The organism is Marinomonas phycocola (assembly GCF_047525455.1).
In the GTDB taxonomy this organism is placed as follows: Bacteria; Pseudomonadota; Gammaproteobacteria; order Pseudomonadales; family Marinomonadaceae; genus Marinomonas.
The window spans coordinates 1-12,558 of record NZ_JBLIXL010000039.1 but is presented as its reverse complement, the minus strand read 5'-3'; the positions used below and the strand labels follow the sequence as shown (position 1 = coordinate 12,558).

General features: G+C 45.7%; 11 protein-coding genes and 1 pseudogene. 3 read left to right on the top strand and 9 right to left on the bottom strand.

All coding sequences use genetic code 11. The features are described 5' to 3' along the window. Window positions 1-146: 146 nt before the first annotated feature. The 3 genes from ACMUMJ_RS16520 to ACMUMJ_RS16510 are packed head-to-tail and all read left to right on the top strand — an operon-like array spanning window position 147 to window position 1,793. Window positions 147-962, top strand: a complete 816-nt coding sequence (locus ACMUMJ_RS16520) for an ApeI family dehydratase (protein ID WP_414679949.1) — start codon at window positions 147-149, stop codon at window positions 960-962. Between the two features lie 28 nt (window positions 963-990). Further along, complete coding sequence (locus ACMUMJ_RS16515; protein WP_414679948.1) at window positions 991-1,284, top strand: phosphopantetheine-binding protein; 294 nt, start codon at window positions 991-993, stop codon at window positions 1,282-1,284. A 29-nt stretch (window positions 1,285-1,313) separates the two neighbouring features. Beyond that, entirely contained in the window at window positions 1,314-1,793 is a 480-nt protein-coding gene (locus tag ACMUMJ_RS16510) for a hypothetical protein (protein WP_414679947.1), read from the top strand. Between the two features lie 251 nt (window positions 1,794-2,044). Here ACMUMJ_RS16510 and ACMUMJ_RS16505 read toward each other — a convergent pair whose 3' ends face one another. The 9 genes and pseudogenes from ACMUMJ_RS16505 to ACMUMJ_RS16465 all read right to left on the bottom strand — a co-directional run. After that, window positions 2,045-3,181, bottom strand: coding sequence for a PrpF domain-containing protein (locus tag ACMUMJ_RS16505; protein WP_414679946.1), 1,137 nt, complete (start codon window positions 3,179-3,181; stop codon window positions 2,045-2,047). Window position 3,182: 1 nt separating this feature from the next. Beyond that, window positions 3,183-4,274, bottom strand: a complete 1,092-nt coding sequence (locus ACMUMJ_RS16500) for an MFS transporter (protein ID WP_414679950.1) — start codon at window positions 4,272-4,274, stop codon at window positions 3,183-3,185. Between the two features lie 94 nt (window positions 4,275-4,368). Further along, window positions 4,369-5,649, bottom strand: coding sequence for an ATP-grasp domain-containing protein (locus tag ACMUMJ_RS16495; protein ID WP_414679945.1), 1,281 nt, complete (start codon window positions 5,647-5,649; stop codon window positions 4,369-4,371). A gap of 12 nt (window positions 5,650-5,661) precedes the next feature. Next, window positions 5,662-6,921, bottom strand: a complete 1,260-nt coding sequence (locus tag ACMUMJ_RS16490) for an ATP-grasp domain-containing protein (protein WP_414679944.1) — start codon at window positions 6,919-6,921, stop codon at window positions 5,662-5,664. Window positions 6,922-6,931: 10 nt separating this feature from the next. Further along, on the bottom strand, window positions 6,932-7,870 hold the full coding sequence (locus ACMUMJ_RS16485; RefSeq protein ID WP_414679943.1) for an alpha/beta hydrolase: 939 nt from the start codon (window positions 7,868-7,870) through the stop codon (window positions 6,932-6,934). Window positions 7,871-7,881: 11 nt separating this feature from the next. Next, window positions 7,882-9,480 (bottom strand): asparagine synthetase B family protein, encoded by a 1,599-nt coding sequence (locus ACMUMJ_RS16480; protein WP_414679942.1) that lies wholly within the window; start codon window positions 9,478-9,480, stop codon window positions 7,882-7,884. 90 nt (window positions 9,481-9,570) lie between these two features. Next, a complete protein-coding gene (locus ACMUMJ_RS16475; RefSeq protein ID WP_414679941.1) occupies window positions 9,571-11,325 on the bottom strand; it encodes a LeuA family protein in 1,755 nt (584 codons plus the stop codon). Between the two features lie 8 nt (window positions 11,326-11,333). Beyond that, a complete protein-coding gene (locus ACMUMJ_RS16470) occupies window positions 11,334-12,110 on the bottom strand; it encodes a class I SAM-dependent methyltransferase (protein WP_414679940.1) in 777 nt (258 codons plus the stop codon). Window positions 12,111-12,326: 216 nt separating this feature from the next. Beyond that, window positions 12,327-12,558: pseudogene (locus tag ACMUMJ_RS16465) on the bottom strand (IS982 family transposase); the annotation flags it as partial.

Here is a 12,558-nt window from a genome sequence, read left to right as displayed (position 1 = left end):
AATCAAGGTAATAGAAACTTGGGGGGAGGATGTAAACATGAGAGATGACTCCTTGAGGAAAAGAAATCATCACTTTATGTGAATCGAAATTTGATTGTTATGTGTGGTTCGCTGGACGCTTACTATTTAGTCAAATGGAATTGAAAGTGAAAACCATACCTATCAATGCTCGAATATTAAGACATAAACCACCTTTTTTATTTATTTCTAGTTTTTCTTCTAAAGAAAAATATCAGGCAGAAGCCCTTATAGATCCTATTCCCAAAAAATATCAATGGTTAATGGATCACACTCTTAGCGCTATCTGTATAGAGTTTTCTGCTCAGCTTTTTGGCGCGCGATATAGGCTTGAGGGCGGAGATACTGCGAAATCTGGTTATATCTCAAAAGTCGATGAATTTAAGTGGGTTGGATCACCTTCTCATATACAGAGACTTACTGTAATGCTACGAGAAAAACGTGGTGATTTTTATGACTTCTCAGCAACTTATTTTGATGTAGATGATAATGAGTGTGCTTATCTCTGTGCGACTCTCTATATATCTTATGAAAAAGAAAGTAAGCATGATGTATTAGACCTAAATTATGATGCTGAAGAGCTCTCCGATGGAGAGTCTCTATGCAAAGTCCTCCCTTCTGAATTTCCTACATCAAGCACAATTGTCAAATTAAATAAAAAATGCTCAGTTTACAAAGGGCATTTTCCAGGTAATCCAATAACACCAGGTGTTTTACTTTTAGATGTGATGTCTTATTTTTCCATTCAGCAAATTGACCCGAATCAGATATTTGAATGGGAGCTAAATAGTGTATGGAATGTTGTTTTTCATACTGTAACTTTTCCAAATGATATTTTGGAAATTAAATCAAAAGTACTTGAAGATCAACTTAATTTTACCACTTTTTCTGTATCCCTTTTTAAAGGGAAAAAGAGATGTGTGCGAGCAAAAATGAAGTTTTAAAAAATATCTACTACAAGAGAGTAATGTAATGTTGGAGTTAAAAAGTTTTGATGAAATTGCTGATCATATTCGTATAAAGTCCATTTATGAAGGGTTGGAGTTAGAAGAATTAGGTATTGAGCTTGAAAAGGTGACTAACGATATTAATTTGTTTGATTCCTCTGGCTTAGATCTGGATTCTGTTGATGCTCTGGATATTATAGCTAGCGTCCAGAGAGATTTTGGTCTCGTGTTTCCTGAAATAGATCAAATGTTTATGGAGCAAAATTGCTCAACAGTTTCCTTGTTAGCGAAAACGGTTGAGCACTTTAAATCTATGTAACTCTCTCTAAACTCAAGGGAAAAATATTTATGAAGGTGCTTATTTTTGATCGTATAAACGATGTCTTGGCGGTTGCTCTGGCGAAGGAGTGGAAGCTGCAAGGAGGGACTTCTATTGACGCTTCAAGCAACGGGGGGATCGATTGTGTGTTAAATAATTGTCCTGAACCGCACGGCTTTATTTTTACTGAATCTAACTTTGATGAAACTGCACTGCTGAAAGAGTGCGGATTCAATCACGAGATGATTAGTCGTTATGGTGAAATGATTAATGATAAAATATCATCTCTCTTGAATGACTTCCAGATTGCAACAAAAGCTATGCTACCAGCTAGGAAAGGGCATGTTCTTTGTTTATGCCTTGATGATGTTTCCGCTCATATACTTGGCTTACCAGAAAGCCCTATTGTGAATCAAGCTCGAAATTCAGCAATGAAATCCCTAGCAAAAGAATATAGTCGCATTGGGATAAATTTCAATACAGTCATATATCAACCACCTAAAGAATAGGTAGCCCATTCTCATCAATCACTCCAATAAAAACCTCTAAAAAAAACGATCTAAACAGATATACTATATTTAATTTAACCTTATTATGAAGTTGCTATGAGAAGAGCCCATTAGAGTTTTTAGAACAGACTCAAAGCCCATTGCACTTTTCCAACCTTGCCTTTACCAAGTACTTTTTCGGCATCGGTAAACTTCCGACGTGCCTGTGCTACACACACGACAAAAACAGCTTCTATTAAGTCGTACGCCTGTTAGTCCAAATATGCGGTTCCTGACATCAAAAGGCGTGCTGTCCGCCCTAATTGAGCACGACTAATCTGATAACCTCCATCGACTTCATGAACAGTGACATCTATCGACATCGTGCCACCAGGGTGACCCAGTGAAACCCGCTGTGGATCACCGCGTTGACTTATGCGATAGCGATACGGTAGGGTGTGTTCGATACATGCGGCCACAGCCGTTCCCACAGCCCCGGTTCCTGGATAGGCTTTGGAGAATTGCCCCCGCGAATAAGAACGAACTAATAGGTCAATAGCGTCTTTACGGATCGGTTGCCCATTATCACTTTGGTAAGAGTACGCATCATCCATAATATGCACCAGCGGATTCATGTTACGCGATAAGCTTACTTCCAACTCCTTGGCTGAAAAGAAACCTAACTCCAACGCAACCGTCGCGCGGATGCAATCCAGTTTTTCAAGCAGAATTCGATTGGCTTGCAAGGTATCAATGCTGTCCGATGGCAGAATTTGGAGATCCCTTGCGTGGACAAAAATATGTAAATTGGCCATATCCACGACAGTCACATCTAAACTGCCTACACCGGGAATGGACATATGTGAGAGGCGTTCTCCACTGGGAAACAACCCGCGATTTAAACATGAACCGGAAAAGTCTTTGAAATCGAGGTCAATTCTGGGCCCTTGCCCTGGAACACCACCAATCGAAAAAGCGCCTGTATTATTCGGCACGCCATTGGTTACTGGTACAGTGGCTTCAATGACCCTCCCTGTGTTGCATTGCTCAATACGTATCTTACGGTGATCGCCATAAGTGCTCCCTACGCCTTGATGAGCGGCGTATAAGGCCACACCCGCACTAATATTACCACAGTTTGACTGCCAGTCGACGGTGGGGTGTTCCGTTCCGACCTGACCAAATAAGTACGATACATCACAATCAGTGCGCTGAGAAAGGCCAATGATCGCAACCTTACTTGTAAGTTTATCCGCACCACCCAGTCCATCAATTTGTCGCCGATCTGGAGTACCAAATAGGCGCAATATCATTGCATCTCTTTCCACTCCTGCCGGCGGAACTTCAGATGCGTCAATAAACACTCCTTTTGATGATCCCCCTCGTATAATTTTAGTCCTGACTTCCATATTAATCCTGCGGTTTGTTTTGAAGGTTGCTTACAGAGTTCTCGCGTGTAAGCAACCAAGATAACGCGTATATCCCCATTGAGCCTGCGACAGACAACAATAAGACCTGATTCATGCTCAGCCAGTTAGCAAACACAGCTACTAATCCACCGGAAATTGGGACGGTGCATAAAATTATTGCGATCATCGCGCCAAGCACTTGACCTAAGTTTTCGGCTGGAATATACCTGACGCGCTCAGTTCGAAGGTAAAGTACGAATAAAGACCGCATGATGATGAACCCAGTGTACAACAAGCAAAAGCCGACAAAACTGGATGACAAGCCCATCCAAACAACAAGTAACAACGAGGACACCAGCGACAGATTACCAACCAAAATCAAATTCCATTGGGTTATCCAGCGAGAGATCGCCGTCATAAAGACAATGACGCATAATGCGCTCCCACCATTTAAATAGCCAACCACATCCGGGCCTTGTCCGTATTGAGTGAGAATGAGCCCTGGGAGCAGAGCATAGACCGCTCCTTCGATGAAATTGGTCCCCATAGTCAACCCTGTCAAACGCATTAACGGTTTTGATGCCCATATCCAACGGAAACTGTAGAGCACTCCTGACGGAGAGCCTGGCTTGGAAACATACTGTTGTTCGGGAAAGCTGATCAATGTCATGACAGCAGCCAGCGCAAACAATACGGTACACGCCACCATAACTCCTTCAATGCTTCCCCACGCCAACAGCAACCCTCCTGCGGCAGGGCCAGTTACTCGGGTGGTGTTTTCGACCACCTGAAGCCAACTTTGGTTTCGAGCTAATTGCTCTTTATCCAGTTGGGTGGCTACGGAATACTCAAGAATAAGGAAGGCGTAGCCATTGAGTAACGATAATAAGCCAGCCATCGACATCAGCAAAATAGGTTGCTCAATCCAGATAAGGCCGAATGCTCCAGCGGCGCGAACGACATCAATGATGACGTACTGGGAGCGGAGTTTCCAACGATCAATCAAACCTCCAAGGAAAGGTAGTCCTATGATACGGGGCAACCATTGCACCACTACCGCCATACCAGACCAGGTAACATCTTCGGTGATCATATAGATGGCAACAGGAATCGACAACAGCGCGATTTGATCGGCCAGCAACCCTAGGCTTCGGATGCCGAGAAACCACCGAAAATTGCGTTTAGAACTATCCAACCCCATGTTCCTCCAGTCCTTCTATATCACTATGTTGATTGAACCAAGCCCGACCCTTGTCTATGATGTGACAAGCGTGCTGCTCATCGTCAGCAATGAAGACAAAACTGGCAATGCTATCAGTCGCAGCCTTAGGAGCCTGCAAGGTGCAGCCTGGCAATATATTGAGAATGTAATCCTCTACTTCGGGTAAATCACACTCACTGGGGACATGTTTAACCATACCAGGCTTGGGCGAAATCAGTGCCCAGCCAGTAATAGGGCGCTTAGACTCATTGACTTTGAGTTGATGTAACAAAGCGTCCGTCTCAAGGCCACACTCCTGTCTCGCCCAAAGCTCATTGAGATTGCAGCTCAACGCGACTTCAAGAGCATCACCAATTCTTGCTCCTCCGGTACGGCTGGCAATTTCACACAAAACCAAATGATCATCTGGTGTATGGAATACTTCAGCATGAAAAGTAGTCGTTTCTGGAGTTGGGAGTGCATCGAGCACAGATTGTACAAACTGTTGCAATCGCACAGTCAATGGATTGTCTTTGGCTAAGGTATAACTCGCCGTCGCTTCTCCTTCATTGTTTTGAAAATCTAGTGATTCGGTGTGATAACAAGAAGGAACAATCGCGTATGATTTCCCTTGTACCACAATCCCATCAATGTGATAGGTGAGCCCCTCTACAAATTGTTCGACCATCAGATTGGGCACGACATCCAGAGCTGGAGTAAAGCCTTGTGTGATGAAATTACCCAATTCATCTTGATCGCTCAATAATGCCACACCATAGGATCCTGCGCCGTTTTGCGGTTTGACAATGATAGGGAAGCCATTTTGCTCCGTAAAATCGAGTAAATTGTGTACATTCTGTACTTCCGTAAAAGGTGCGACAAGCAGACCTGCACGTTGCAGCACATCTTTCATCGTGACCTTATTACGGAAACATCGTGCACTGTACTCGTCCTGACCAGGAACATTGAGATAAGCACGCAACCGAGCAGCCCGTTCGACATCAAACTCCGCTTGGGCAACGATTGCTCTAATGGTATGGTTTTTTGCAATATCCAGCACCGCTAACTCCACTTCGCCATTCGTGTCGTAACGTTCTACAGCGCAAACCGAGTGGTAAGCTTGTTTCGGAAGCGTATCCAAGCTTTCTGAAAACGCATTAAGTTTCTCTTGAGAAGCAATCAGAAAAATCGGCTCCTGGCTGTCTTTTAACCATTCATGATAAGGGGATGAGGCGAGGGCTGCTCGATGTAAAATCACTATTGCCATCTATGACTCCTGCTATTTGTTTTTAACAATCAAATTTGAATAAAACCATTGATGCACTTCTTGTAGGCGCTGCATCACAGATTCGCTGTCATTACCTGTAACGACGACCGACGCAACGTGCTCCCCAGAAGAGTTTGTCGCATCAAAGTGATCACCGATCGATGCCGCAATTCGATAGTCATAGACGCCAGCTAGTGGACAATGTTCAGGGATGGCGACAATAGTGCCTTGTTTAGGCCTGAGCATGAGATAACCTGACAGTCGTTCAGGACTGCGATCAGCATTATGCTTGATGGGGAATTCGCCAGTTCCGCCTGCCATTGCCTTCGCCCATTCTCGATTTAGCCACACACCAAAACTTGCTTTGATCAGATCGTTGATACGAAACCCTCCTGTTCGGGCGGCAATCTCATTAACCAAAAGTCGGCCATCTCGAGTACGAAATACCTCAGCATGAAAGGTGGTATTAGACAACTGTGGTAACGTCGTTAACGTCTTTTTGATCAGGGTTTGTAAAGGCTCACGCATGGGGTCTTCTGGGGCTAAGAGTAGGCCACCAAACAAACTTTCACCGTTATCGTAGACCGAAACATCTCCGATATAACTAGAGGGCCAAATGACCTTGAGCTCACCGTTTTCGATCAGGCCATCAACATGGTACTCAGTTTCGAAATCGACCCATTGCTCTGCAAGTAGATACTTTTGAGCTTCCATACTAAGACCAAAACCAGACTGAGCAAATTCATGCAGCTGTTGTTTATCGCGCAAAACCATCAGACCCATGGATGACGCTAACAGGCGTGGTTTAACCACTATTGGATAACCCACCTGCTCAACAAAACGCAATAGGTCAATGACATTGCTGACCGCATGAAACGGTGTAACAGAAATCCCGTGTTTGCTCAGGGTCTGCTTCATCAACCACTTATCACGGTAATAAAGAGCCTGCTCCTCCGTTGTACCATCTAAGCCCATGCGCTCTCGCAGTCGACCCGCTCGAATTTGATCCCACTCAGACATAGCGACGATGGCGGTGAAAGCTTTCTGATGGTGTTGTTCCAATACGGCTAATTCAAGCTCATCAGAGATGTCGTAGTTCTCAAATTCTTTGATAGACGCATATTGGGCGTCTGCAAATTCTTGTTGGTCTGGTACCAAATTACGCTTGCCTGGTGCGGTGTAATAATGAAGAGAACGATCGGACAGGTATGCCAGCCATTCATGGTAAGCCGAGTAAGACATCGCTGAGCGATTCAGAATTAAAATAGACATGATGATCTCCTTATAGGTCAGATTTGTTCCTGTAACATTGGTGGCTAAAGTCATTCAGCTCACGTACCAGTGTGTGGCGTACCTTACTGTATTGAACATTGTGATCAGCTTGCGCAATGATCCGATATTGCTTGACAGGGCTAGCTAACGCGTCAAAATAATCGCCAACATCGTTAGACTGCGCGACAAAATCGTGCTCACCGTGAATGACTAGTGTGGGTACACTAATGTTCTCGGGGTGGTGCAATGGCATGTTGAAAAGTGACTCTGTTAGTCCCGTCGTGGGACTCGTTGGATCGAGTCGTAACGCAAAATCGACAAATTGGCCTCGCACCACAGGATCAAAAGTGTCGGACGTTTTAAAATCCGCACCAGCATGCTGAGGGGTGTTGATACGTCGAGGTGTCGTAGGCTTGGGTAACGATTTAACAAACTCCGCTTGACCTGTTCCCCCCCATATTGCGCCCCAATAGACCATGCCAGCTAAACTGTCTCCGTGATACCCAGCGTAACGACTGGCAACCTGTCCACCCCATGACCAACCAATGAGCACGGGTTTTTGCCCGGTAGTTTGTTTTAGGTAGCGCACAGCTTCATCAACTTGTTTTACGTAATCGTCCACAGTTTCCTTGGTCGACTGATTCGACGTAGAGGAAAAACCGTAACCGGAAAAATCCAGACACCAACACCCAAGAGATTGGCTCAACTGTAAAAGTAATGAATATTCATCTGCTGACTGCCCTGGCACAGTGAGGTGAAAGACACTTGCCGACGAATAGGTCACACCATGAAGCAACAGAACTTGAGGACCCGTCATTGAGCCGCTCTGAAGTAAACTCAGTGCTGTTTCCCTCCAAGGTATTTCATGACGCTGTATCCCAACGCTGCGCATTTGCTGTTCGATTGTCGAGAGCTCGTGCGTATCTGCACGGCGTGACCAATCCTGCATTTTCTCCCCCTTCAATGCTTAATATTGTTGAGCCAGAAGGCCAAACTGAGCAAAGGTACAGCGATCGACGCTGCTCCAGAATCATGAACTTTCAGCCCTTGACACACCTCAGCGACACCGTCTCTGCGGATCCCGAACTCCGACAACACCTCGCGGGAGTCCATCAAGATCTCCGTTGCCCATGGTCGCAGCACTCCGCATAACCAGTCATGTACTGGCGCGCGAAACGCGCGCTTGACTTGCCATGGTCCTGATTGTGCCATCAATTCAGGGTAGGCTTGTCTCAGCAACACCTTTCCTTGTCCAGAACTGAGGTTAGCTTGTGGTGGGCATGACATAGCGAGCCGGGGTACATCTCCATGGAGAAATGGAGTTCGGCCTTCGATTGAGCGTGACATCAAAATCTGATCAGCTCGGTGTAAAAGAGGCCCTAGGCTTAAGTCAAGTTCAGCTTTGCGCAGCCGTTCAAGTGCGGAGTGCTCAAAATCGCAAGGGTACTCGCCTTCCAATTGATTCTTGAGTGCGACAACCTGAGGAACGCCAAGTAAACGAGTTAAATAGTGTGTTTTTTGCGCCGAGAACATAAAGGCCACGAGGGGATCTGGCGAAGTAAAATCCAAAGACTGGTAGCTCTGATAGCCCATAAACAGTTCATCCGCGCCTTCGCCAAGCAGCAAAACGACTATGTCTTGTTGACGAACCGCATCTGCTAATCCCATGTACAACGGAACGGAAGACATTGCGGTAGGCTCCCCAAGAACGTGTGAAGACGCTTCCAAACCGGTTGCGAAGTCACTTGGGGTGACAGTGACACAATGATGTTGCCACGTTGACACAACCTTTGAAAAACCATGCATCGAGCTAAGGTCTTGAATGCCATCTTCTCCACCTTCGACACGTACACTGACAGTTTTAAGATCTTCAACGCCCATTTGTGCAAGCTCGTACGCCAAAATTGTCGAATCGAGCCCACCACTGATAGCAAGACCTAAAGGCCTATCGGAGACTAAGGTTCGCTTTAGTGAACTTGATATAGCACTACGAAGTTGTTGCGCAGAGACAGATGGAGCGTTTGATGCCTCGCCTTGAGTCAGGCGTTTTTCAACCACTTCTCCTGAACGTATCGTTACGGAATGCCCACGCTCCAATTGTGAGACACCTTTGACTAAGCCTTGCTGATCTAATGGTTTACCGAACGCCAAAAATTGTTGAACACCTTTTGAAGTTATGTCCACGGGGGCAGCGGCATAGAGGGGAGCCGGATGGGACGCAGCCAAAATGCCGAAATCCGTTTCGCGCATCCACAAGGGTTTAATGCCTAAAGGATCACGTTGAAGGGTCAATTGATTATCGGTGTGTGATAGACAAGCCAGGGCATACATGCCATCGACGTCATCGAGTTTGGTTTCAGTAAGCGCGTTCACCTCACCTTTACCGCCTGAAGGGACCCCGCCCTTGTGCCAATACACTTCACCATTATAGGCAGCTGTCAATTGAGGTGATAGGCGGATCGGTTCGGCTTCTGATTCGTCTGCTCGAACTCTCAGACGCACCATACCGACTCCCGCATTGACACCGAGTACACATCCATTACCATCTGGGCCTCGCATGTGCTGATGTCGGTTGATTGTATTAATGAGGTCAAAGGCGAGATTCTCTCGCCCTGTTTTAAGGCTAACGGCAGCAATTCCACACATGGGTCACACCGATTTTAAGCTGTACATAATGGTTTCTTGTGCGTCAGGAAAATTGCACTGGTTTTTAATTTCAACCAGCGAACCGTCGCTGAGCGTCAAACGCTGGATCAATTCCTTGAGCGATTCATCTGAAAAACGAGTTTCCATTCCGCGGCTTCGGTACCACTGTAAAAGCACATCTCGATCAATGTTTCCGTGAGGGACTAGAGATTCTTCCAGAATATCACCCGCTTTTGAAAAATCGATGGTGTGGGTTTCCTCGCAATAGAAACGATCTAGTACCTGACGCCTCTTACCCAATTCAATCATCTTTTCATCCATGGTATAGAGTCCAAGCTTGACAGAGGCACGTACTTCTCCTTGTTTTGCCAATGCGACCATGTTCATCAGAGCTTTTTCCGCTTCCTGAGTGGTAAACCGATTAACTAGACGATCGTTCAGCACATAATCGTGATAACCAATTAACTCACTGTTTAACTGAGCAGTAATGTCCAACATGTAAATTGGGGGTGCATTAGGCGCTAAGGCTTCTTTTAATGAATCACACATGCCTTTTGAAAAATCGTAAACGGTGACGTCCACGCTTTTTGCCATCAGATGCTCAACCAGATCTTTGGTCGATGCTCCAATTACAGCAACTTTATCACCCGCTTTGATCCCTGCGGTGAAAAGTTTGAGCTCCGATTCGCTGGGCTTAGCAGACATTCGCCCCTTTTCCCAAAACAATCCTCCCACAATATCCCACCCAGCGGTCTTATCGTTAATTACTGTATCTGTCACTATGTTGCTCCTTGTGTTTTGCTTAGAAATTTTGCAGGCTTGACCAAATTGCACAGGGTCAATCCATTGATAGCTGTTTGGATCTCGTTTAACTGCCTTCACATGCAATCGCGCAGTATGTGTGAAGGCGTGATCGCCAAAAATAGGCGAAGCTGGAGAAACGGTTTGCCCACTGCATTGCGCGACGTATTTTGACAACTCATGCAATTGTTCTCCTTGCCTGACATCGAGATTTCGCTCTCCGCGGTAATGTAAATTGACGGCCAGCACTCCATGATTAGTGATACCACATCGTTCGCCCAAACCATTAGTCGACACTGATATCCAGTCAACGCCAGACTCCACTGCTTGGATGGCGTTGGCCATGGCAAAACCGCGGTCATCGTGGAAGTGCGCTTCCAGTTCAATGTCAGGAAATTCATGACGCAATGTACTCATGAACAGGCCGGTCTGTTTGGGTTCCAGTAAGCCAACACTGTCCGCAAAGCAAAGTCTCTGCGCACCAGCTTCTACAGCCGTCCGGTACGAGGTTAATAAGCGATCGAGCGGTGTTCGGCTCGCGTCCTCAATGGTGTAGCGCACGAGCAGACCCTGTTGCCTTGCGTCATGAACCGACGCAGCGATCTTATCTAGCAACAAAGGAAAATTGCTGCCAGTGAGCCGCGCTCGTTCAGTCATTGGGTTGACTCCTAGAAAGATTCCGACCCAAGACGCCCCCGAGCGAGCAACAGCGTTGATATCGTCAGGGTGAGCACGTGCATGTGACAAGATAGGGACACCCAAATTCATTCCGACCACTGCACTTACATGAGCCATCGCTTCCTTGGAAATCAGTGGGTGGCCAACTTCGAGCATATCTACCCCCGATTTCACCAAGCGTTGGGCTATCTCGCACACTTGCTGCGTGGAAAAGTGCACATCAGGAGCTTGAAAACCTTCTCGTAAGGTTGCGTCGATCAATTTGGGGGAGTGTTTCATTGGCACGACTAACTCCACGCTTTACGCGCTATCAGCGCCCAAACACGGTGAGGGACCGGCATAGGGTCATTGGCAAAACGAGAGGCTAGTGCCGCTTGAAGTTCTTCATCGAAAGCATCCACTTGGACAGAGGATAGGCTGGCAGAAATACCCGCGCTCGCACGGATACGGCCTCGCCAACGATCATGCGAATATGGAATATTGCAGTCAAAGCTAAACGTTTCCAAATTCTGAAAACCCTCCAATGCTACATCGGATAGCCAACTTGGGTACAATCCAGATCCGCCACCCATCGACCAATTCGGGTTGTGTTTGAGGATCAAGGACTCTGTCAGTTCAACCATGTTGCCGACCAATGGAAGCCAATCAAAATGACAGATGACCAAGGCACCACCCGGTTTCAAGACACGATAACATTCATAAGCCACCTTACCAGCCTCAAACCAATGCCAACACTGGCCTGCTGAGATGACGTCCATCGATTGGTCTGCGAAAGGTAGTTTTTCCGCGCTGCCAATGTGGTAATTCACCTGCGTACCGGCTTGTCGATCTAGTAACTTGGCTTGGTCAATTAACTCTGCGGCAATATCCAGTCCACTCACGAGTGCACCCTGTAAGGCAAATTGACGCGCTAATGTTCCAGTCCCTGTGCCGAGGTCAAGAATAGATTGGCCTGATTGTCCTATTGCGTAGGGCTTTAAACGAGAGAGTAATGCGGGCGGGAACCCTTCACGATGTTGCGCATAGTCACTTGCCGTTTTACCAAAATCAATTCTCTTTGTCACTTGTCCATCCCTCTTATCAATAAAATCTTAACAAACAATCCTGTTGTTATTTTTATTAATAACATAATTCTGTTGTTATTTTTATTAATAACATAATTCTGTTGTTATTTTTATTAATAACATAATTCTGTTGTTATTTTTATTAATAACATAATTAATAAAACCTTTACAACAAATAAAATTTATAAGATAAAAATTGAGTTACCCGTGGTGCATTTAGGAAATTACAATTTTCAAATTGTTTATTTTGTTCCCTTCTAAATGATTAAACCACTGAATAATAGTCAGTGCGGCTATTTTTGTGACTATCCTTCTGCCGATTCCTCCAAACGATTTAGCGTAGTTACGGCGAATCATAAACTGATCACATAATTGAGAAAACAACGTTTCAATCCGTTTTCTAGCCTTACGATAATGGCTAGGAAACGCTTTAAAATTGAGCTGATTT

Excerpts from the sequence above, each read along its gene's own strand:
- ACMUMJ_RS16510 (WP_414679947.1), top strand. The coding sequence starts at position 1,314 with ATGAAGGTGCTTATTTTTGATCGTATAAACGATGTCTTGGCGGTTGCT.
- ACMUMJ_RS16500 (WP_414679950.1), bottom strand. The coding sequence starts at position 4,274 with ATGATCACCGAAGATGTTACCTGGTCTGGTATGGCGGTAGTGGTGCAA.
- ACMUMJ_RS16475 (WP_414679941.1), bottom strand. The coding sequence starts at position 11,325 with ATGAAACACTCCCCCAAATTGATCGACGCAACCTTACGAGAAGGTTTT.
- ACMUMJ_RS16485 (WP_414679943.1), bottom strand. The coding sequence starts at position 7,870 with ATGCAGGATTGGTCACGCCGTGCAGATACGCACGAGCTCTCGACAATC.
- ACMUMJ_RS16515 (WP_414679948.1), top strand. The coding sequence starts at position 991 with ATGTTGGAGTTAAAAAGTTTTGATGAAATTGCTGATCATATTCGTATA.
- ACMUMJ_RS16505 (WP_414679946.1), bottom strand. The coding sequence starts at position 3,181 with ATGGAAGTCAGGACTAAAATTATACGAGGGGGATCATCAAAAGGAGTG.
- ACMUMJ_RS16480 (WP_414679942.1), bottom strand. The coding sequence starts at position 9,480 with ATGCGAGGCCCAGATGGTAATGGATGTGTACTCGGTGTCAATGCGGGA.
- ACMUMJ_RS16490 (WP_414679944.1), bottom strand. The coding sequence starts at position 6,921 with ATGTCTATTTTAATTCTGAATCGCTCAGCGATGTCTTACTCGGCTTAC.
- ACMUMJ_RS16495 (WP_414679945.1), bottom strand. The coding sequence starts at position 5,649 with ATGGCAATAGTGATTTTACATCGAGCAGCCCTCGCCTCATCCCCTTAT.